This window comes from Prosthecomicrobium sp. N25, assembly GCF_037203705.1.
In the GTDB taxonomy this organism is placed as follows: domain Bacteria; phylum Pseudomonadota; class Alphaproteobacteria; order Rhizobiales; family Ancalomicrobiaceae; genus Prosthecodimorpha.
The window spans coordinates 33,149-52,943 of record NZ_JBBCAT010000007.1; the positions used below are offsets into that span (position 1 = coordinate 33,149).

Annotated in this window: 15 protein-coding genes; 7 read left to right on the forward strand and 8 right to left on the reverse strand. The window is 71.4% G+C overall.

Annotated features, from left to right (window positions below):
- The first annotated feature begins 60 nt into the window (after nt 1–60).
- Together WBG79_RS27150 and WBG79_RS27155 are read left to right on the forward strand one after the other, a co-directional pair.
- Nucleotides 61–471 (forward strand): DUF3830 family protein, encoded by a 411-nt coding sequence (locus tag WBG79_RS27150; protein WP_337360388.1) that lies wholly within the window; start codon nt 61–63, stop codon nt 469–471.
- Nucleotides 472–589: 118 nt separating this feature from the next.
- A complete protein-coding gene (locus WBG79_RS27155) occupies nt 590–2,071 on the forward strand; it encodes a sensor domain-containing diguanylate cyclase (protein WP_337360389.1) in 1,482 nt (493 codons plus the stop codon).
- On the opposite strand, the gene WBG79_RS27160 is transcribed toward WBG79_RS27155, so the two are convergent.
- From WBG79_RS27160 to WBG79_RS27170, 3 genes are all read right to left on the reverse strand, one after another.
- Complete coding sequence (locus tag WBG79_RS27160; protein WP_337360390.1) at nt 2,072–3,409, reverse strand: HlyD family type I secretion periplasmic adaptor subunit; 1,338 nt, start codon at nt 3,407–3,409, stop codon at nt 2,072–2,074.
- Nucleotides 3,409–5,217, reverse strand: coding sequence for a type I secretion system permease/ATPase (locus WBG79_RS27165; protein ID WP_337360391.1), 1,809 nt, complete (start codon nt 5,215–5,217; stop codon nt 3,409–3,411). The genes WBG79_RS27160 and WBG79_RS27165 overlap by 1 nt, the downstream gene beginning before the upstream one ends.
- 685 nt (nt 5,218–5,902) lie before the next feature.
- A complete protein-coding gene (locus WBG79_RS27170; RefSeq protein WP_337360392.1) occupies nt 5,903–6,946 on the reverse strand; it encodes a FecR family protein in 1,044 nt (347 codons plus the stop codon).
- Between the two features lie 355 nt (nt 6,947–7,301).
- Here WBG79_RS27170 and WBG79_RS27175 point away from each other — a divergent pair, with 355 nt between their 5' ends.
- A complete protein-coding gene (locus WBG79_RS27175; RefSeq protein ID WP_337360393.1) occupies nt 7,302–9,512 on the forward strand; it encodes a CHASE2 domain-containing protein in 2,211 nt (736 codons plus the stop codon).
- Nucleotides 9,513–9,539: 27 nt separating this feature from the next.
- On the opposite strand, the gene WBG79_RS27180 is transcribed toward WBG79_RS27175, so the two are convergent.
- The gene (locus WBG79_RS27180) at nt 9,540–10,241 is read right to left on the reverse strand and encodes a creatininase family protein (RefSeq protein ID WP_337360394.1); all 702 of its coding nucleotides are present in this window, start codon (nt 10,239–10,241) and stop codon (nt 9,540–9,542) included.
- Nucleotides 10,242–10,375: 134 nt separating this feature from the next.
- On the opposite strand from WBG79_RS27180, the gene WBG79_RS27185 reads away from it, so the two are divergent.
- The 4 genes from WBG79_RS27185 (at nt 10,376) to WBG79_RS27200 (ending at nt 15,633) form a co-directional block, all read left to right on the forward strand.
- Nucleotides 10,376–11,260, forward strand: a complete 885-nt coding sequence (locus tag WBG79_RS27185; protein WP_337360395.1) for a shikimate dehydrogenase — start codon at nt 10,376–10,378, stop codon at nt 11,258–11,260.
- 55 nt (nt 11,261–11,315) lie between these two features.
- Entirely contained in the window at nt 11,316–13,205 is a 1,890-nt protein-coding gene (locus WBG79_RS27190; protein ID WP_337360396.1) for a bifunctional sugar phosphate isomerase/epimerase/4-hydroxyphenylpyruvate dioxygenase family protein, read from the forward strand.
- Between the two features lie 156 nt (nt 13,206–13,361).
- Nucleotides 13,362–14,288 carry a dihydrodipicolinate synthase family protein gene (locus WBG79_RS27195; protein ID WP_337360397.1) on the forward strand — a complete coding sequence of 309 codons (927 nt, stop codon included), beginning with the start codon at nt 13,362–13,364 and terminating at the stop codon, nt 14,286–14,288.
- Between the two features lie 40 nt (nt 14,289–14,328).
- Nucleotides 14,329–15,633: an adenylate/guanylate cyclase domain-containing protein gene (locus WBG79_RS27200; RefSeq protein WP_337360398.1), complete on the forward strand. Its 1,305-nt coding sequence runs from the start codon at nt 14,329–14,331 to the stop codon at nt 15,631–15,633.
- A gap of 9 nt (nt 15,634–15,642) precedes the next feature.
- Here WBG79_RS27200 and WBG79_RS27205 read toward each other — a convergent pair whose 3' ends face one another.
- The 4 genes from WBG79_RS27205 to soxB are packed head-to-tail and all read right to left on the reverse strand — an operon-like array spanning nt 15,643 to nt 19,690.
- Nucleotides 15,643–16,020 carry a c-type cytochrome gene (locus WBG79_RS27205; protein ID WP_337360399.1) on the reverse strand — a complete coding sequence of 126 codons (378 nt, stop codon included), beginning with the start codon at nt 16,018–16,020 and terminating at the stop codon, nt 15,643–15,645.
- A gap of 50 nt (nt 16,021–16,070) precedes the next feature.
- Nucleotides 16,071–16,727 carry a c-type cytochrome gene (locus WBG79_RS27210; RefSeq protein WP_337360400.1) on the reverse strand — a complete coding sequence of 219 codons (657 nt, stop codon included), beginning with the start codon at nt 16,725–16,727 and terminating at the stop codon, nt 16,071–16,073.
- Nucleotides 16,711–17,979 (reverse strand): sulfite dehydrogenase, encoded by a 1,269-nt coding sequence (gene soxC / locus WBG79_RS27215; RefSeq protein WP_337360401.1) that lies wholly within the window; start codon nt 17,977–17,979, stop codon nt 16,711–16,713. Before soxC ends, WBG79_RS27210 begins: the two co-directional genes overlap by 17 nt.
- A gap of 13 nt (nt 17,980–17,992) precedes the next feature.
- Nucleotides 17,993–19,690, reverse strand: a complete 1,698-nt coding sequence (soxB, locus tag WBG79_RS27220; protein WP_337360402.1) for a thiosulfohydrolase SoxB — start codon at nt 19,688–19,690, stop codon at nt 17,993–17,995.
- Nucleotides 19,691–19,795: the final 105 nt, after the last annotated feature.

Below are 19,795 nucleotides of genomic sequence, written 5' to 3' on the forward strand. Positions count from 1 at the left end.
CCGCCCCGTCGTGAGCTACGCCCTGCGGCGACCGTCCCTCGCTCCCTGGAGACCGCTTCCGTGCCCGATCTCATCGTCCATGCCGGCCCCTTCCGCTTCGAGGCCAGGTTCGAACGCGCCCTCGCGCCCAAGACGGTCGCGGCCTTCGAGAAGCACATGCCCTTCGAGAGCAAGCTGGTGCACGTTCGCTGGAGCGGCGAGGGAGTCTGGGTCCCGCTCGGCGACCTCGATTTCGGCGTCGGCTACGAGAACCACACGAGTTATCCGTCCCCCGGCCAGATCATCCTGTATCCGGGCGGCATCTCGGAGACCGAGATCCTGCTCGCCTACGGGGGCGTCCACTTCGCCAGCAAGATGGGCCAACTCGCGGGCAACCACTTCATCACCCTCACCTCCGGCCTCGAGAACCTTCCGGCGCTCGGCAAGGCCTGCCTGTGGCAGGGCGCCCAGCCGGTCCGCTTCGAACTCTGAGGCGCTTCCGCCGACCGCCTTCGGATTTTTTATCATCTGGAGCCCGTCCAGGGGCCGTGGACTTCGGAATTTTTACTTTTGCAGGCGAAGCTCTCCAGGCGGGGGAGAGTTTCGACCCATGTACTGCGAGACCTTTCTGGACGACCTGGACACCCGGGACATGAGTGCGGAGGCTCGCCTCTGCTACATGCTCTGGACCTCACTCGCCGATGGAGACCGCCTCCCCCGCCTCGCCGACCTCTGGGCCCGGCGGGCGACCGGCGGACCCGACTATTGGGTCATCCTGCGCCCGCTCTCCGACGAGGAGTTCTACTACGACTATTTCGGCGAGGCCGTCGCGGCGGCCTTCGGCATCGACATGACCGGCCAGACCACCCGCACCCTCGAGCCGGACGTCCGCGGGGTCCTCAACAAGCTCTACGACCTCGTGGTGCGCAAGCGCCGCCCCGCCCTCGCCGTCCACCGGGCGAGCTACGCCGTGGAGGTGCACCACTGGGAGCGCCTGGTCCTGCCGGTCCTGGCCGAGGACGGAAGCCTACGCCTCGCCATCATGGCGCGCCCCCGGGAGATGCTGAAGGATCTCCTCAACGCCGTGATGCTGGCGAGCCCCGTCGGGATCGTCACCTTCCAGGCGATCCGAAACACGACCGGCGAGATCGTCGACGCGAGCGTCAGCACCATGAACCCGAAGGCGGAAACCTTCACGGGCCGCCGCGCCGCCGACGTGGTCAATAAGAGCCTGCTCGGCATCTACCCGACTCTCGTCGCCAAGGGCGTCTGGAAGCGCTACCTGAGGGTCATGGTCGCGCGCACGACCGACGACTTCGATTATTTCGACACCGCCTCCTACCGCTGGTTCAACGTCAAGGCCGCTCCGCTCGGCGACGGCTTCCTGCTCGTCTTCAGCGACACCACCGCGGTCCACGACGCGCTCATCCAGCTCGAGGTCGAGAAGCGCAGCGCCGAGACCGCGCGGGCCGAGCTGGCCGCCGAGATCCAGGCCCGCCGCATCCTGGAATCCGAGCTCCGCCGCATCTCCATGGTCGACGAACTCACCGGCGCGCTCAACCGCCGCGGGCTCGACCTCGCGGCCCGGGAAGCCGGCCGGAGGGCCGCCTCGAACGACGAGCCGCTCTGCGTGGTCGCCATGGACCTCGACCATTTCAAGCACGTCAACGACAGCCACGGGCACGCCGGCGGCGACGCCGTCCTGCGCGCCGTGGCCGAGACCATGTCGGCGGAGATCCGCCGCGACGACCAGATCGGCCGCGTCGGCGGGGAGGAGTTCATGATCCTCCTTCCCGGCTGCGGCCTCGAGGCCGGCTGGGAGACCGCCGAACGCCTGAGGGAGGCCGTCGCGCGGACGCCGGTCCAGCACGACGGGCTGACCATCGTGGTGTCGGCGAGCTTCGGCGTGCAGGAATTGTCGCGCGCGGGCTCCGTGGAAGCCATGCTGGTCCAGGCCGACGCGGCCCTCTACGCCGCCAAGGCAAACGGCCGCAATCGGGTGGAGGCCTATGGCGCGATCGTCGTGCCCTCCGACGAGCTCGAATGGCTGAGCGACCCCGGAACGGGGCGCGACCTCGCCTATGTCGACTGATCACTTCTCCCGGAAGGCCTTGAACAGCTGGTCGGTCAGCGGCTTGGTGAAGTAGGAGAGGACCGTGCGCGGCGCGGTCTGGATGAAGGTCTCCACCGGCATGCCCGGGATCAGGCGAAGGGTCTCGACGCGCCGGTCCGGCAGGATCGAGATGCGCGCCGTGTAGTATCCCGCACCGGTCCGTTGGTCGACCGACAGGTCCGGCGAGACCCGCTGCACTTCGCCCTGCACCTCCGGCGTCGTGCGCGCGTTGAAGGCCGAGAACTTCAGGGTCGCGGCCTGGCCCACCCGGACGTCGTCGATGTTCTGCGGCGCGATCCGGGCCTCGATGGTCAACCGGTCCGAGTCCGGCACGATCAGCATGATCTGCTCGCCCGGGCCGATGACCCCGCCGACCGTGTGGATCGACAGTTGGTGCACCACGCCGTCCTGCGGCGCGCGCAGTTCGATGCGCTTCAGCTGGTCCTCGGCGGCGACCTTGCGCTCGACGAGTTCGGCGATCTTCGCCTGGATCTCGCGCATCTCCTTGGCCACCTCGCCGCGGAGATCCTGGTCGACCTGCAGGATCTGCAGCTCGGTCTCGACGATCTTGCCCTTTGTCTGCGCGGTCGCCGAGATGAGGCGGCCGCGGTCGCCCTTGAGCTGCGCCACGTTGCGTTCGAGCTGGTTGACCCGGGCGAGCGTGGTGAGCTTCTGCTTGTAGAGCTCGTTGACCCCCTGCAGCTCGACGTCGATCAGGTTGAGCTCGATCTGCTTGGCGTCGATCTGGAAGGTGAGGCCGGAGATCTCCTCCTTGAGCTGGGCGACCCGCTCGGAGAGCTGCGCCTTGAGGCCGTCGCGCGCCACCGCCCGGAGCCGGAAAAGCCCGCTCTCTGCGGCCATGAGGCGCTGGATCTCGGGCTGGTCGGCGCGGGACGTCAGCTCCGGGGGGAACACGACCTCGTGCGCTCCGTCGCGCTCGGCCTCGAGCCGCGCGAGACGCGCATAGAGCTCGTCCAGGCTCTTGGTGACGATCGACAGGTTGGCGCGCGTCACCGTCTCGTCGAGACGGATCAGAATCTCGCCGGACTGCACGCGGTCGCCGTCGCGCACCCTGAGTTCGCCGACGACGCCGCCGACCGGGTGCTGCACCTTCTTGACGCTGCTGTCGACCACGAGCGTGCCAGGCGCGATGACCGCGCCGGAGAACTCCGTGGTCGCGGCCCAGCCGCCCGCGAACCCGAACAGCAGGACCACGAAGACGCCGCCGAGGGAGAGGTGGCGCGAGACGGAGCGGAGCGCACGCTGCGCGTCATCGCCCAGTCCGGCACCGGCGGCCTCGGGTGAGAGAGCGACCATCACTTGTTTCCCCGATGGACCACGAAGGACCGGTTCTGATCGGCGGCCGCGGCAGCCGCGGCCGACGGACCCGCGGCGCCGGCGGCGACGATCCCGCTACCAGCCCCGGCCGCGGCGGCGGGACGGGCGACCGGCGAGGGCGCCGGGGCCAGCACCTTGGCGAGCACCTCCTCCTTCGGCCCGAACGCCACCATGCGGCCCTCGCTCATGGTCATGACCAGGTCGACGGCGGCGAGCGCCCGCGGCCTGTGCGCCACCACGATGCAGACGCCGCCACGGGCTCGCACCCCGAGGATCGCCTCGGTCAGCGCCTGCTCGCCTTCGGAGTCCAGGTTGGAGTTCGGCTCGTCGAGCACGACCAGGAAGGGGTCGCCGTAGAGCGCCCGCGCCAGCGCCACCCGCTGCCTCTGCCCGGCGGACAGCACCGCGCCCCCCTCCCCGATCGGCGTCTGGTAGCCGAGCGGCAGGGTGAGGACCAGGTTGTGCACGCCAGCCGCCTTGGCGGCCGCCACGACGGCCTCCGGCTTCGCCTGCGGGTCGAAGCGGGCGATGTTTTCCGCCACCGTGCCGGAGAAGAGCTCGACGTCCTGCGGCAGGTAGCCGATGTGGCGGCCGAGCGAATCCCCGTCCCACTGGTCGAGTGCCGCGCCGTCGATCCGCACCTTGCCCCGCAGCGGCGTCCAGACGCCGACCAGCAGGCGCACGAGCGAGGACTTGCCCGAACCGCTCGGCCCGATGATGCCGAGGCCCTGCCCGGCCCGGAGCGCAAAGGTGACGTCCGCGACCGCGATCCGCTGGGAGGCGGGCGGCCCGCCGACGAGGGCGGAGGCCGCGATGCCCTGCGTCGGCGCCGGCAGCGCCATGGGCGGATCGGCCTCGGGCACGCGGGCGAGCACCGTGGAAAGGCGCTCCCAGGCCTGCCGGGAGTTGACGAAGTTCTTCCAGTTGGCGATCGCCAGCTCGACCGGCGCGAGCGCCCGGGAGGTCAGGATCGACGCCGCGATCATGATGCCGCCCGTCACGTGCTGCTCGATGACCAGCCAGGCGCCGAGCGCCAGCACGGCGGACTGCAGCCCGTAGCGCACGACCTTCGAGATGCTGCCGAGGTCCATGGTCAGGTCGGCGGCGCGCTGGTGCGCCTCGCGGTAGTCGCGGTTGCCCTTCTCCCAGCGGGCGAGCAGGCGGGAGCGCATGCCGAGCACGAGCGCCACCTCGGCGTTGCGCCGCATGGCCTCGGCCTGGACGATCCGCTGCGAGGCCTGGCCCGCCGCCTTGCGGGCGGGCCCGCGGCCGAGGAGCTCCGAGGCGAGCGCGAGGCCCCCGAGCAGGACCGCGCCGAACACGACCAGAAAGCCGATCAGCGGATGGAAGGCGTAGCAGATGACGATGTAGACCGGGATCCAGGGAAGGTCGAAGAAGGCGAGCGGCCCGGACCCCGAGATGAAGCCCCGGACGGTCTCCAGGTCGCGCAAGGGCATCAGCCCGTCGGCCGAGTTCTGTCCGCTCATCGACGCGCGGCCGATCGCCCTGAAAACCTTCGGGGCGAGCGTGGCGTCGAAGGCGGTGCCGATGCGCACGAGAGCCCGGCCCCGGCAGGCGTCGAGCAGGCCCTGGAACGCGTAGAGCACGCCGGCGATCACGCAGAGGCCGATCAGCGTGGGCACGCTCCGGCTCGGGATCACGCGGTCGTAGATCTCCAGCATGAAGAGCGAGCCGGTGAGATACAGCATGTTGACCGCGATGCTGATCGCGCCCAGGCCGAGGACGAGCCGGGTCCGGAGGAAGGCGAGGGGACGGGCCCTGCCCATCGGATTCGGTTGGCCGACTTGCATCGTTGCCTGACTGTCCGGGTGGCCGCTCCAGGCGGAAACCCGGGAGCGGAACGTGGAGGGGAAATGGTTTCGAGCCGCAGATGGTTAATGCATGGTTGATTGTCCAGGACCCTAGCATTTTGCGGGGCCTAGGAGAGAGTCCTTTCCGCCATCTCGGTAAACCTGTGAGGCAAAAGTCATCTCGGCCCCCGCCCGCGCTTCGCCGCCCCCGCGGGCGCCGGTGCCGGGCCGCAGAACGGCCCTCCCGTCCCCCTTACGCGTTGGTTCCCGCGTGTTTGCGGGGGGAGGACGTCCAGTGGACGCCAGCAAGGTCGGGCCGGAGGGGATCCTGGCGCAGCACGGCGGACGCCGCCTGCCGTCCGTGACGGGGTCTGCCCGGGCGTGATCGAGCTGGACTCTCCATCGACCGCGGCGCCCAGAACCTCCCCGGCAACCGGTCGAGCACGCGCTTCAACCTGCCGCGCGAGTTCTCCGCCCGCCTCGGCGGCGCGGAGCCGGCCATCGTTCTTCACGACGACTCCGTCCTGCAGGGATTGTCCGAGAGGTCCCGCGATGAAGGATGTCGAGTCCTGGGCCGTCCCGTCCGTCGGGACGGGGCTCGGCAACGCCAGCTTCTGCAATCGGACCGACTGACGGCCGGGCCGTGAGGCCCTTCCGACCGTCAGCCGCCGCCCCGGCCGCCCTCGCCGCCGCCACGCGTTCCCCGCGTCCCGCCGGTGCCGCCGGTGCTGCCGCCCGTGCCGCCGCCGCCGCCCGTGCCGCCGCCGCCCTCGGCGCCACCGCCGCCGCCGCTGCCGCCGGTGCCGCCGCCGGACGTTCCGCCCGTGCCGCCGGTCCCGCCGGTGCCGCTGCCTTCGCCGCCGCCGGATTCGCCGCCGCCCTTGCCGCCCTTGTCCTTGCCACCGCCGCCGCGCGGGCCCGGATCGACGGTCCCGCCGCCCCCGACCGCGGCCGCCCGGGCCGCCGCCACCTTGGGCGTCGACGCCGCGACCTGCCCGCGGCTCGGCGCGACGCGGGCATCCCGGCTGCCGCGGCATCCGCTCGCGTCGACCCGGAACCGGGCGGCCAGCGAGGCCTGCGAGACGACGTAGGGAAGCCGCTGGGCGATCAGCTTCTGCCGGGTCTCCTCGGCCGCCACCTTCTCGACCTTACCGCGCGACGGCACCAGGGCGATCGCGCAGGTGCCGACCACCATCTCGCACTTCCCCTGGGAGCAGAGCTTCACGGCGCCGTCGAAGAGCGCCAGGGTCAGTTCGCCGCCCTGCCCGACCGCGAAGTCGAACCGCGTGCCGCGCACGCCGATGGTCGCCGTCGGAGTCTTGATGGAATAGGCTTGGTGCTCGCTCGTGCCCGTGATGAACCGGAACACGCCCTTGCCGGCATTGACCGTGATGTTGCGGGCCGAATTGTCGTCGTTGAACACGAAGGCATCGATGGTGAGGAACGAGTTCTGGCCGACCACCAGCTTGGTGTTGTCGCGGAATTCGATCTGGGCCTCGCCCTGCGGCCCCGTCTGCACCTTGTCGCCCATGAAGACCGGGCCGTCCACCTTGAGGATCCGGCGGCCGGTGCTGCCCTGGGCCGCGGCCGCCGGGTTGACCGCCACCGTGGTGCCGCTCGCCTCGATCGCCTGCGCGCCGTTGCCGAGGCTGGCGCCGAGCGCGATCAGGAGGCCCGTGGCCAGAACGCGATAAAGGAATGCCATGGATGCGCCTCCAGACGATCGACAGGGGGGAGTCGCCAAAATGCGGGGACGACAGCTTTCGCCGCGCCGGAGATGCCGCACGGCCCAATCCTTGCTCAAATCGAAGGCCAGCCCCGGCCCCGACCCTTCACCACTCATTAAGATATCAGATTGCATGCAACTTTCGAAGCCCTCCGGAGAGCTGGACCTGCGCCTTTTTCGTTCCGGTTGCGGCCGATGACGCGGAATTGACCGCAGGGAAGGTTCTTGTCGACGCCGCCGCCCGGTCCGGCGGACCGCTTGACATTTCAGCACGGGCGGGCAGCGTGGAGCCGGCGTGCCGGTCTGCCCCTGCGCGCCGGAACGGGGCATTTCCTTGCGCGCCATCTATTCGCTCGCGGTTTCGGCGGCCGGCCTCGTCGCTCTGGGTCTGGTCTGGGGACAGGTCTCCGTCATCGAGCGCGCGCGCACCGATCTCTTCGACGTCTACCAGGTGCTGCGGCCCCGCACCCCCGATCCCGAGATGCCCGTCCGGATCGTCGACATCGACGACGTCTCCATCGCGACCCTCGGCCAATGGCCCTGGCCGCGCAGCGAGATGGCCCGGATGGTGCGCAAGGTTCTGGATGCCGGCGCGGCCGTGATCGCCTTCGACATCGCCTTCGCGGAGCCGGATCGGACCGCGGGCGACGCGCTCCTCAAGCGCGTCCCCGAGGGCCCGGGCCGGGAAGCCCTAAGGCAGGCGCTCGCGGACGACCCGGGCCCGGACGCGGCCTTCGCCGATGCGATCGCGGCGGCGCCGGTGGTGATGGGCGTGGTCCTGACCCAGACCGCGACCGGCCCGGCCGAGATCCCGGAGCGCGCCGGCTTCGCGTTCGCGGGCGACGACCCCCGCCCCTTCATTCCCGCCTTCGAGGGCGCCCTGCTGCCGATCCCGGCCCTAACCGCCGCGGCGGCCGGCTTCGGCGCCGTCAACTGGCTGCCCGACCAGGACCAGATCGTCCGCCGCGTGCCCCTCTTCGTGCGGCGCGGGACCCAGCTCGTCCCGAGCCTGGCGGCCGAGAGCCTGCGCATCGCCCAGGGTGCCTCGACCTTCGTGATCAAGGGCTCGAACGCGTCGGGCGAGACGGGCTTCGGCGCCAGGACCGGCGTCACCGCGGTCCGGATCGGCGCCATCGACGCCGAGACCGGGGCCAACGGCGACCTGCGCGTCCGCTACCGCAAGTCCGACCCGCGGCTCTTCATCCCCTTCTGGCGCGTGGTCTCGGACGACTACGACGCCCGCGAACTCGAGGGCCGCGTGGTGCTGGTCGGGACCAGCGCCGCGGGCCTCCTGGACATGCGCGCGACCCCTCTCGACGCCGCGGTCCCGGGCGTCGACGTCCATGCGCAGATCATCGAGAACCTGCTCGCCGGCATTCGGCTGGTGCGACCCGACTGGGCCCCGGGCGCCGAACGGGCGGCCGGCGTCGTCCTCGCCATCGCCCTCGCCCTGCTCCTTGCGCGGGCGGGTCCCGTCGGCGGCGCGCTGATCGGCGGCGCCGCCACCCTCGGCATCTTCGCCGCGAGCTGGCTCGCCTTCGACCGGCAGGGCCTGCTCCTCGATCCGATCGCCCCCTGGCTGCCGGCGAGCGCCGTCTACCTGTCCGGCACCATCGCGCTCTACTGGTCGGAGCAGCGCCAGCGCAAATGGGTGCGCGAGGCCTTCGGCCGCTTCGTCTCCCCCGCCGTGATCGAACGCCTGGTGTCCGACCCCGACAGGCTGGTGCTCGGCGGCGAGGAGCGGACCCTGACGGTCATGTTCAGCGACCTGCGCAACTTCACCACCATCACGGAGCCGATGGACCCGCAGGAACTGACGAGCTTCATGAACCGCTACTTCACGCCGATGACCGACCTGGTGCTGAAGTCGAGCGGCACCATCGACAAGTACATCGGGGATGCGATCGTCGCCTTCTGGAACGCCCCGCTCGACGACCGCGACCATGCCCGCCACGCCGCCGAGGCGGTGCTCGGCATGTTCGAGGCCCTCAAGGCCTTCAACGACGTGCTCCGCGGGGAGGCCGCCGCCAAGGGCCGCACCTTCGTCGAGGTCCGCGCGGGGATCGGGCTCGCGACCGGGCCCTGCAGCGTCGGCAATTTCGGGTCGGCCCAGCATTTCGACTACTCCGCCATGGGCGACACCGTGAACCTCGCCTCCCGCCTCGAGGGCGCCACCCGCGCCTACCGGGTCCCCGTCCTCGCCGACGAGCGCACGGCCGCGCTGGCGCCCGGCTACGCCTGGATCGAGGTCGACCTCACCCAGGTGAAGGGCCGCACCGCCGTCTCGCGCCTCTTCACGCTCGTCGGCGACGAGGAGTTCGCCGCCTCCGCCGCCTTCGCGGCCGCCAGGACCGCTCACGCGGCGCTCCTCGACGACTATCGCGCCGGACGCTTCCTGCCCGCCGCCGAGGCGGCCGCCGCCCTGGCCCGGACCGGCCTGCCGGGCCTCTCGGGCCTCTACGCGCTCTACGAGGAACGCTGCCGCACCTTCGCCATCTCGCCGCCGGCCGTCTTCGACGGCGTCACCCGGCTCGACTCGAAATAGGCCGCGCCGGCCCCGCGCGCCGGGCGATCATGCCCAGGGACCCTCGATCAGCGCCCGCGTCTCCTCCACCGCCACCGCCCAGATCGCCAGCATGTCCTCGTCGCTGCGCTGGTAGAGCCCACCGAAATTCCCGTCGCCCAGCAGGGCCCGCACGCCCTCCGGCCCTTGCACGCGCATGAAGTCCAGGTCGGTCATGGGCTTCCGGTGCTCGGGCCCCCGGATGTTGGGCAGCCGCGTCCAGGGGAAGTTCTCCATCCAGGAGGCGTGCGACGCGACCGGATCGATCGCCTGCACCTTCGCGAAGGTCCGGGGCGCGTTCCACCAGTTGTGGAAGCGCACGGAGGTGCCCGGGTTGTCGCCCATCCATTCCAGGCAGACCGTCTGCGCCGGCGCGTTGCCGCCGTGCCCGTTGCAGAACAGGATGCGCCTGAAGCCGGCCCGCCGCAGGCTGTCGAGCACGTCCCGGATCAGCGCCGCGTAGGTCGAAAGCCGCAGCGACACCGTTCCGGGATAGGCGAGGAACGAGGGCGTCACCCCGTAGGCCTGCACCGGGAAGACGGGCACCCCGAGCGGCTCCGCGGCCTCGACCGCCACCCGCTCGGAGAGGATGGAATCGACCGCGAGGCTGAGCTGCGCGTGCTGCTCCGTGGAGCCGAGCGGCACGACGCAGCGGTCGTCCGCCGCGAGATAGGCCTCGACCTGCATCCAGTTCATCGCGTCGATGCGCATCCGCCACCCTCTCGTCCGCCGATCCGCGCCGCTTCCCTGCCCGCACTCGACCGGGAGCCTCCCGGCCCACCGACCCGGCTGGTCGCCCCGCGGCCCTTCCGTCTATGATCGGCCCGCCACAGGGAGACCCGTCCGTGCCGACCGACCCCGCCAGGCCCCCGTCGCCGGGCCCCATCCTCGGCCCTTCCGTGCTGGTCGGCCTGATCGGCGCCGCCATCCAGGCTTCGCGAACGCCCGCCATGCACGAGCGCGAGGGGGCCGAACAGGGCCTGCGCTACATCTACAAGCTCATCGACCTCGAGGGGCTCGGTCTCGATGCCGCAGCCCTGCCGGACCTCCTCACGGCCGCCGGCCGCATGGGCTTCCAGGGGCTCAACATCACCCACCCCTGCAAGCAGTCCGTGATCCCGCTCCTCGACGAGCTCTCGCCGGAGGCCGCGGCGCTCGGCGCCGTCAACACGGTGGTGCTGCGCGATGGCCGCCGCGTCGGCCACAACACCGACTGGTGGGGCTTCGCGGAGAGCTTCCGTCGGGAGCTTCCCGACGCCCCGCGCCGCCGGGTGGTCCAGTTCGGCGCCGGCGGGGCCGGCTCCGCGGTCGCGCATGCCCTCCTGACCCTCGGGGCCGGCGAGGTGGCCATCATCGACCAGGACCGGGACCGCGCGGCCCGGCTCGCCGACGACCTGTGCAACCGCTTCGGCCGGGGCCGCGCCCTCGCCGGCCCGCCGGTCGCCGAGGCGGTCCGCGCCGCCGACGGCCTCGTCAACACCACCCCGGTCGGCATGGCGAAGTATCCCGGCATGGTCGTCCCCGCCGATCTCCTGCGGTCGGACCTCTGGGTCGCCGACGTGGTCTACTTCCCCCTCGAGACCGAACTCCTGCGCGTGGCCCGCCGGACCGGCTGCCGGACGCTCTCGGGCGGCGGCATGGCGGTCTTCCAGGCCGTCGGCGCGTTCCGCCTGTTCACCGGCCTCGAGCCCGATGCGGAGCGCATGCTCCGCCACTTCGCCAGCCTTTAGGCCCGCCGGCGTTCCGACCGGGCGCGGGCGCGTCGACGCGAGGAGGAGACGTCGCATGAAGACATCCACCGCCACCGTGTCGATCGCGGGCGACTTCCGCGACAAGCTGAAGGCCATCGCGGCCGCCGGCTTCGACGGCATCGAGATCTTCGAGCAGGATTTCATCGCCTCCGACCTCACCCCCCGCGAAGTCGGCGCCATGGTCCGCGACCACGGCCTGGAGATCCTGCTGTTCCAGCCCTTCCGCGACTTCGAGGGCCTGCCCGAGCCCCACCGCACGCGCGCCTTCGCCCGGGCGGAGCGCAAGTTCGACCTCATGCAGGACCTCGGCACGGACCTGATGCTGGTCTGCTCCTCCGTGCATCCGGAGGCCCTAGGCGGCGTCGACCGGGCCGCGGCCGACTTCCGCGAACTCGGCGAGCGGGCCGCGAAGCGCGGCCTCAGGGTCGGCTACGAGGCGCTCTGCTGGGGCCGCATCGTCGACGACCACCGCGATGCCTGGGAGATCGTCCGCCGCGCCGACCACCCCGCCGTCGGCCTCATCCTCGACAGCTTCCACAGCCTCGCCCGCCGCATTCCGGTCGACACGATCCGCCGCATCCCGGGCGACCGCATCTTCTTCCTGCAGCTCGCCGACGCCCCGGCCATCGAGATGGACCTCCTCTACTGGTCCCGCCACTTCCGCAATATGCCCGGGGAGGGCGACCTCGACGTGGTCGGCTTCACGCGCGCCGTCATGGCGACGGGCTACGACGGGCCGTGGAGCCTTGAGATCTTCAACGACCAGTACCGCAGCGCCCTGCCCCGCATGGTCGCCACCGACGGTCATCGCGCCCTGGTCAACCTGATGGACCGCGTGCGGACCGCCGAGCCCGCGGTGGCCTCCGCCCTCCCGCAGATCCCCGCCCCCTCCAGGGTCGAGGCGGTGGAGTTCGTCGAATTCGCCACCAGCGCCGCCGAGGCCCCGCCGCTCGAGGAACTCCTGGCCACGCTCGGCTTCGAGCGCGCCGGCAGGCACGTGTCGAAGGCCGTCACGCTCTGGCGCCAGGGCGATGTCAACCTGCTCGTCAACACCGAGACGACCGGCTTCGCCCATTCGGCCTACGTGACCCACGGCACGACCGTCAGCGAGATCGCGCTGAGGGTCGGCGACGCTGCCGCCGCCATGGCCCGCGCGGTCGCCCTCGGCTCCGAACCCTTCGAGCAGGCGATCGCGCCCGGCGAACTCCAGATCCCCGGCGTGCGCGGCGTCGGCGGCAGCGTCCTGCGCTTCGTCGACGGCCGCACCGATCTCGGCCGCCTGTGGGAGGTGGATTTCCGCATCGAGCGCCCGGGCCCGCGCCCCGGCGTCGGCCTGACCCGGATCGACCACATCGGACAGACCATGCCGTACGGCGAGATGCTGAGCTGGGCGCTCTTCTACCAGGCGATCTTCGACGCCGGGAAGTCTCCGATGGTCGACGTCGCCGATCCCGACGGGCTCGTCCGCAGCCAGGCCGTCGCGACCCCCGGCAAGGCGCTCCGGGTGACCCTGAACGGCGCCGAGACGGGCCGCACCCAGGCCGCCCGCTTCATCGCCGAGAGCTTCGGGTCAGCCGTGCAGCACATTGCTTTCGCGACCGGCGACATCTTCGCCACCGCCGAGGCGCTCGCCCGCCGCGGCTTCCAGGTGCTCGAGTTCGGGGCGAACTACTACGACGACCTCGACGCCCGCCTGGGCCTCGACCCCGACCTGCTGGCCCGCCTCAAGGCGGCGCGCATCATGATGGACCGCGACGCGCGCGGCACCTTCCTGCAGCTCTACAGCCGCAGTCAGAGCGGCGGCCTCTTCTTCGAGGTGGTCGAGCGGCAGGGCGGCTACGACGGCTACGGCGCGCCCAACGCCCCGTTCCGGACCGCCGCGCAGCGCCGCCTGGCCCGCCCGACGGGCATGCCGCGCGCCTGACGCGGTCGCCGGCCGCACGCACCTCCGCCGGTCACGCCGGGCCGCCCTGCCTCCGGCGCGATTGACAAGCCCGGAATTCTGCCGAGAGGGTGGGCAACCGACGGCGCACCCTCTCCCGGGAGCGGACGCGGATGCCGTCTCCCGAGGAGGCCTGGAATGCGATTGGACCACACCGCGGCCGGCGTCTATGCCATCGCCGCCACGCCCTTCACCCCGGACGGCGCCCTCGACCGCCCGTCGATCGACCGCATGACGGACTTCTACAAGGCCTGCGGCGTCACCGGGCTGACCATCCTGGGCATCATGGGCGAGGCCCCGAAGCTGGAGCCGGAGGAATCGCTGGCGATCGTCCGCCAGGTCGTCGCCCGGGCCGGCGTGCCGGTGATCGTCGGGGTCTCGGCCCCCGGCTTCGCCGCCATGCGCTCCCTCGCCCGCGCCTCCATGGACGCCGGGGCGGCCGGCGTGATGATCGCCCCGACGCCCTCGCTGCGGACCGACGACCAGATCGTCACCTATTTCGGCCAGGCCGTGGAGGCCATCGGCGAAGACATCCCCTGGGTGCTGCAGGATTATCCGCTGACCCTGTCGGTCGTCATGACGCCCGATGTGATCCGCCGGATCGTCATGGCTTCGGACTCCTGCGTGATGCTGAAGCACGAGGACTGGCCGGGGCTCGAGAAGATCTCGGCGCTGCGCCGCATGCAGGCCGAGGGCAGGCTGCGTCCGCTCTCGATCCTGTGCGGCAACGGCGGCCTCTTCCTGGATTTCGAGATGGACCGCGGTGCCGACGGCGCCATGACCGGCTACGCCTTCCCGGACATGCTGGCCGATACCGTGCGCCTGGCGCGGGCCGGCGAGCGGGACGCCGCGCACGACCTCTTCGACGCCCACCTGCCCCTGATCCGCTACGAGCAGCAGCAGGGCATCGGACTGGCGGTGCGCAAATACGTGCTGCAGAAGCGCGGCGCCATCGCGCACGACGCCCAGCGCAAGCCCGGCGCGGCCCTGAGCGCGACCGCCCGCCAGGAGGTCGACTACCTGCTCGCCCGCCTCGCCCGCCGCGACCCCCGCGCGGCGCTCTGAGCGGCCGGGACCGGCAGGTCCGCATCGAGGGAGACCCGGCTTGAACGAGAATGGCGAGTCCGTCCGGTCCCTCCTGCGCGGGCACGAGATCGAGGCCGAGCGGCTGATCGCCTGGGTCCGCCTCTCCGTGGCGGGCGTCCTTCTCGCCACGGTCGTGGTCGCCCGCAACCTCCTCGACGTCGCGCCCCCCGATGCGGCCCACCGGCTCGTCCCGGTCCTGATCGCCTTCATCGTCCTGATGCTGGCGGCGGGGGCCGCATCCCTGTGGGTGGCGACCCCCGCGCGCTGGCGGCGCGCCTACGCCTTCCTGTTCGCGGCCGGCGACATGATCCTGGTCGCCGGGATCCTGCTGCTCTCCACCACCACCGCCGGCTTGCCCCCCGCGATGGTCTACGCCGTGCCGGCCTCCTTCTTCCTGCCGGTCGCGCTCGCCCTGGGTGCGCTGCGCCTCGACGCCGCGGTCCGCCTCTTCTCCGTGGGGCTCCTGGTCGCGGTCGTGATCGGCCTCTCGCTCGCCGCCTCGCTCTTCGCCGACCCGGGCGTCGTGGCGCCGCCGGCCCGCTACTTCGACACGATCTCCATGGTGGCGCGGACCATCATGCTGGTCATGGTCGGCGTGGTCGCCGCCGTCTCGGGACGCCGCGCCACCCGGCTGGTGCACCGGGCCATCGAGGACGCCCGCCGCCGGGCGCGGCTGGAGCGCTTCCTGCCGCGCGAGGTCGCGTCCGACCTGTCGCGCGACGAGAACGGCGGCCTGCGCACCGGCCGGCGCGGCGTCGCAACCGTGGTCTTCGTCGACATCCGCGGCTTCACGGCCCGCGCCGAGAGCATGGACCCCGCCACCCTGTCCCGCTTCCTGACCAGCTTCCGTCGCCGGATCGCCGAGGCCGCCGCCGGCGCGGGCGGGATCGTGGACAAGTATATCGGGGACGGTGCCCTGATCGTCTTCGGCGCGCCGCTCCCGCTCGCCGACGATGCCGCCCGGGCCCTCGCCTTCGCGCGCGACCTCAGCCGCAGGATCGCGGACTGGAACCGGGACCTCGCGGAGGACCCGGTGAGGATCGGCATCGGGCTCCACCGCGGCGAGATCTTCTCCGGCGTGATCGGCGACGAGGACCGGCTCGAGTTCACGATCCTCGGCGACACCGTCAACGTGGCGAGCCGCATCGAGGCGGCCACCCGGGCGCTCGACCGGGAAATCCTGCTCTCCGATGCGGCGGCCACGGCGGCGGGCGCGCGCCCGGGCGAGTTGCAGGACCTCGGCCCCTTGCAGGTTCGCGGCCGCAGCCGGCCCGTGGTGGTCTACGGGCTCGCCGCGGACGCGCTCGCGCCCCGGACGGCCTGAGCGTCGGCCTCACCGCGGCGGGTGCTTGATGACGCTCTCGAAATAGACTGCCAGCGCCGCGATCTCCTCGTCGGAGAGGCGGGATGCGATGGTCTGCATGGTGGGGTTCGGCCGCTTGTGGGCCTTGAACTCGGTCAGGGCCTCCACCATCCAGGCCGCGGGCCACCCCACGATCGACGGGATGCCGTCCTGGTTGCCCGAGAGCTGATGGCAGGTGACGCATTCCCCCGAGAGATATTCGCCGAGCGCGGGATCGCCCTCGATCGAGCGAACCATCGGGCTCCGCGGGGGGGCGACGGCCGGCTCGCCCCCGAGCGCCGGTTCGCCCGCGAGCACCGCGCCCGTCGCCGCGGCTCCGAGAAATCGCGCCAGGACCGGCTTGCGCATCGGGATCGGCCTCCTCTCCGCTCCTCCCCGCAGGACGGATCGCCCGAGATCTACTCGACCTTGAGGCTCTTGTCCTTGTCGTCGGGCGTCACGTCGATGACCCGGGCCCGGCCGACGATCTCGACCGTCTGCTTGCAGTTCGTCATGCAGGGATCGGCCTTCCAGAAGCTCCGTTCGGTGGTCTCCCGGTCGTCCATGTAGAAGGCGCCCTCGTTGGGCAGCTTCACCGACCTGAAGGTCTCTCGCGAGAGCACGAAGTCGTCCTTGACCACGTCGTTCATCGACAGCAGGAACGCCGTCAGGGCGTAGACCTCGTCGTCCGTCAGCGACTGCGCCTGGCCGAACGGCATGGCCCGGCGGATGTAGTCGAAGACGGTGGACGCGAAGGGCCAGAAGCTGCCGATCGTCTTCTCCGGGCTCGCGCCCTTGAGCGTGCCTTGTCCGCCGGCCAGCACCGGCCAGCGGCCGGCGCCCTCGCCGAATTCGCCGTGGCAGATCGCGCATTTCTCCAGGAAGATCGCCTCGCCTTGCCTGACGGAGCCCCGACCGGGCGGCAGCCCCTGCCCGTCCGGGCGCACGTCGATGTCCCAGGCGGCGACCTCCTCGGGCAGCGCCTCGCGGCCGAGCCCGAGCTTGCCGGCCTCGGCCCCCGTGCCCGCCAGGAGGACGAGCGTGGCGGCGACGGCGGCGCTACGAAATCTCGACATTCTCCGTCTCCCCGTTGCCCCGCACCAGCCAGGTCTGGATGCCGTTGTTGTGGTAGATCGAGTTGACGCCGCGCACGGCGCGCAGCTCCGCCTTGGTCGGCTGCACGTAGCCGGTGTCGTCGACCGCCCGGGACTGGACCAGCATCTCCTCCCCCTGCCAGTCGAAGTCGACGTAGAAGCGCGCGACCGACCGCGGCAGGACCGGGCCGTCGAGACGGGCCGGCCGCCAGTTCCGCCCCCCGTCCAGGGTGACGTCGACGCGCTTGATCGCGCCCCGCCCTGACCACGCGATGCCCGTGAGAACGTTCGGTCCCCGGAACCGGAGGGGCGCCTGCGGGCTGGGATTGGTCACCACCGACTTGGCGTCCATGATCCAGGTAAAGCGGCGCGACCGGCCGTCGGCGAGGAGGTCGGTGTATTTCGACGTCTCCTCACGCGCATGCCAGGGCTGGTCGCCGACTTCGATGCGACGCAGCCACTTCACCCACATGTTGCCTTCCCAGCCCGGCACCACGATCCTGAGCGGGTAGCCCTGCTCGGGCCGGAGCGCCTCGCCGTTCATCTTGAACGCGATCAGGCAGTCGTCGAGCGCCTTTTCGATCGGGATGGAGCGGTTCATCGCCGAGGCGTCACCGCCCTCCACCATGATCCACCGCGCGGCGGGCCTCAGCCCCGCCTCGTCGAGCAGGACCTTCAGGGGCACGCCCGTGTACATCACGTTGTGGATCATGCCGTGGGTGAACTGGCATCCGTTGAGCTGCGCGCCGCGCCACTCCATGCCGGAATTGGCCGCGCATTCCAGGAAGTGGATCCGGTTGGTGCGCGGCATCCGCCTGATGTCGTCCATGGTGAAGACGAGCGGCTTCTCGACGAGGCCGTTGATCATCAGCCGGTGCTTCGCCGGATCGATCTCCGCGATGCCGGCGTGGTGGCGCTCGAAGCAGAGCCCGTTCGGCGTGATGATGCCGTCGAGTTCGTGCAGCGGCGTGAAGTTGACCGAGGATTCCCGGCCCGCGGTCAGCCATTCGACGTCGCGCTTGACCACGTGGGCCTCGTACCGGGAAGGCTTCCCGTAGGGCCGGGACGCCACGCCGTCGCCGAGGAACTGCTGCCAGTCCTGCTTCTCCACGATCGCCGGATCCGGCGTGCCCCCCGCCCGCGCGGCGCCGGCCGCGCCGGCCGCCACCGCCCCGGCCCCGAGCCCCGCGAGCAGTCCGCGGCGGCTCATGCCCTTGGTCGCTCCCTCGCTCATGTTCCCCTCCCGCTCAGCTCGCCACGACCTTGACGGACCGGTTCGGCTCGACGCGGATCGTCCTCTCCCGCTCGATGTGCCGCCCGACCACGTCCCAGATCGGCGGCCCCTCGGTGCCCTGGTTCACGCTCGCCCAGCCGGCGACCACGTACTTGCGCGACGGCTCGATCGGCTGGCCGGACTTGAGGTGTGTCAGCTCCGAGATGCGGCTGCCCATCGGCCTGCCGACGTCGATGCGGTATCCCATGCCGGCCACCCGCACCATGTCGCCCCCGCCCTGGAAATACGGGTCAGGGTGGAAGATGTTGTCGGCGACGTCCTCGAGGATCGTCTTCAGCATCTCGCCGGTCATCTCCGTCCGGTAGCAGGCCGGGTACGTCATAGCGGTGGCGTTGGCGAGCGCCTCGAACGTGATCGCGTCGCCCGGCACCAGCGTGCCGCCCCACCGGAACCCGGGCGACAGCGCGATCTCGGCGTCCCGCTCGGCGAGCATCGCCTGGGCGATCAGGTCGTCGAAGGTGCCGTTGAAGTTGCCGCGCCGGTAGAGCAGGGATTCGGTCCGGCCCAGCTCGCGGCCGAGCACCTCCCCGTATGGCGCACGGATCCGGGCGACGAGCGCCGCCATCTCCGGATCGGGCGCGATCGCGTCCGCGAAGATCGGGATCAGCTTGTACCGGTAGCCCCGGACCTTGCCGCCGCCGCAGTCGAGGTCGAGGCGCGAGACGAACTTCCCGTGCGAGCCGCTGGCGACCAGGATCGTGTCGCCGACCTTCATGACCCCCGGCATGGCGTCGTGCGTGTGCGCCGCCAGGATTACGTCGATGCCCCTGACCCGGCCCGCCATCTTCACGTCGACGTCGTAGCCGTTGTGGGACAGCACGATGACCGCGTCCGCCCCGGCCGCCCGCGCCGCGTCGACCTCCTTCTGCAGATCGTCGTCCCGGATGCCGAACTCCCATTTCGGGATCATCCAGCGCGGATTGGCGATCGGCGTGCGCGGGAAGGCCTGGCCGATGACGGCGATCTTCGCGCCGCCCTTTTCGAAGATCTTCGTGCCCTCGAAGACCTTCTCCTGCCATTCGTTGTCGCGCACGTTCTGCGCCAGGAACGCGAAGGGGAGCGCGTCGACGATCTCCTTCACCCGCTCCTCGCCGTAGGTGAATTCCCAATGGCTCGTCATGGCGTCGGTGCCGAGGGCGGTCATGACCTCGACCATGTCCTGGGCCTTGGTCTGCAGCGCCGTCCAGCTGCCCTGCCAGGTGTCGCCGCCGTCGAGGAGCAGCGTCCGGTCCGCGCCCCGCTCCGCGCGGATCTGCTTCACCACCGCCGCGACCCGGTCCATGCCGCCCATCCGGCCATATTGCCGGGCGAGCGCGACGAAGTCCTCGCTGGTCAGCGCGAAGGCCTCAGGGCTCCCGGCCGGGATCTTGAACCACGCCCGGAACGCTGCCTCGGTCAGGTGCGGCGGCCGGCCGTTGGCCTCCCCGACCCCGAGGTTGACCGACGGCTCGCGGAAGTGAAGCGGCATCAGCTGGGCGTGGATGTCCGTCACATGCAGGAGGGTGACGTTGCCGAGCGGCTCGAAGGCGGTCAGCGCCGCCTGGGAGAGCCGCTGCTGCGCCGCCGCCCGCCCGAGCGGCCCGAGCCCGGAGGCCCCGGCGATGGTCGAGGCGGCGGCAGCCGCCTGCAGGAATTCACGACGCGAGATCATTGGATTCGGTCTCCCGGAGGTCGGGACGCACGGGGGCGCTGCGCCGCGAGCGGGGCTCGGGCGTTCGACGGGATCGGCGCAGCACGCCGGGGCGGCCGCTCGCGA

Coding starts and splice junctions, on each gene's coding strand:
- soxB (WP_337360402.1), bottom strand. CDS start 19,690: ATGATCTCGCGTCGTGAATTCCTGCAGGCGGCTGCCGCCGCCTCGACC.
- WBG79_RS27195 (WP_337360397.1), top strand. CDS start 13,362: ATGCGATTGGACCACACCGCGGCCGGCGTCTATGCCATCGCCGCCACG.
- WBG79_RS27170 (WP_337360392.1), bottom strand. CDS start 6,946: ATGGCATTCCTTTATCGCGTTCTGGCCACGGGCCTCCTGATCGCGCTC.
- WBG79_RS27210 (WP_337360400.1), bottom strand. CDS start 16,727: ATGTCGAGATTTCGTAGCGCCGCCGTCGCCGCCACGCTCGTCCTCCTG.
- WBG79_RS27165 (WP_337360391.1), bottom strand. CDS start 5,217: ATGGGCAGGGCCCGTCCCCTCGCCTTCCTCCGGACCCGGCTCGTCCTC.
- WBG79_RS27205 (WP_337360399.1), bottom strand. CDS start 16,020: ATGCGCAAGCCGGTCCTGGCGCGATTTCTCGGAGCCGCGGCGACGGGC.
- WBG79_RS27180 (WP_337360394.1), bottom strand. CDS start 10,241: ATGCGCATCGACGCGATGAACTGGATGCAGGTCGAGGCCTATCTCGCG.
- WBG79_RS27190 (WP_337360396.1), top strand. CDS start 11,316: ATGAAGACATCCACCGCCACCGTGTCGATCGCGGGCGACTTCCGCGAC.
- soxC (WP_337360401.1), bottom strand. CDS start 17,979: ATGAGCGAGGGAGCGACCAAGGGCATGAGCCGCCGCGGACTGCTCGCG.
- WBG79_RS27160 (WP_337360390.1), bottom strand. CDS start 3,409: ATGGTCGCTCTCTCACCCGAGGCCGCCGGTGCCGGACTGGGCGATGAC.
- WBG79_RS27155 (WP_337360389.1), top strand. CDS start 590: ATGTACTGCGAGACCTTTCTGGACGACCTGGACACCCGGGACATGAGT.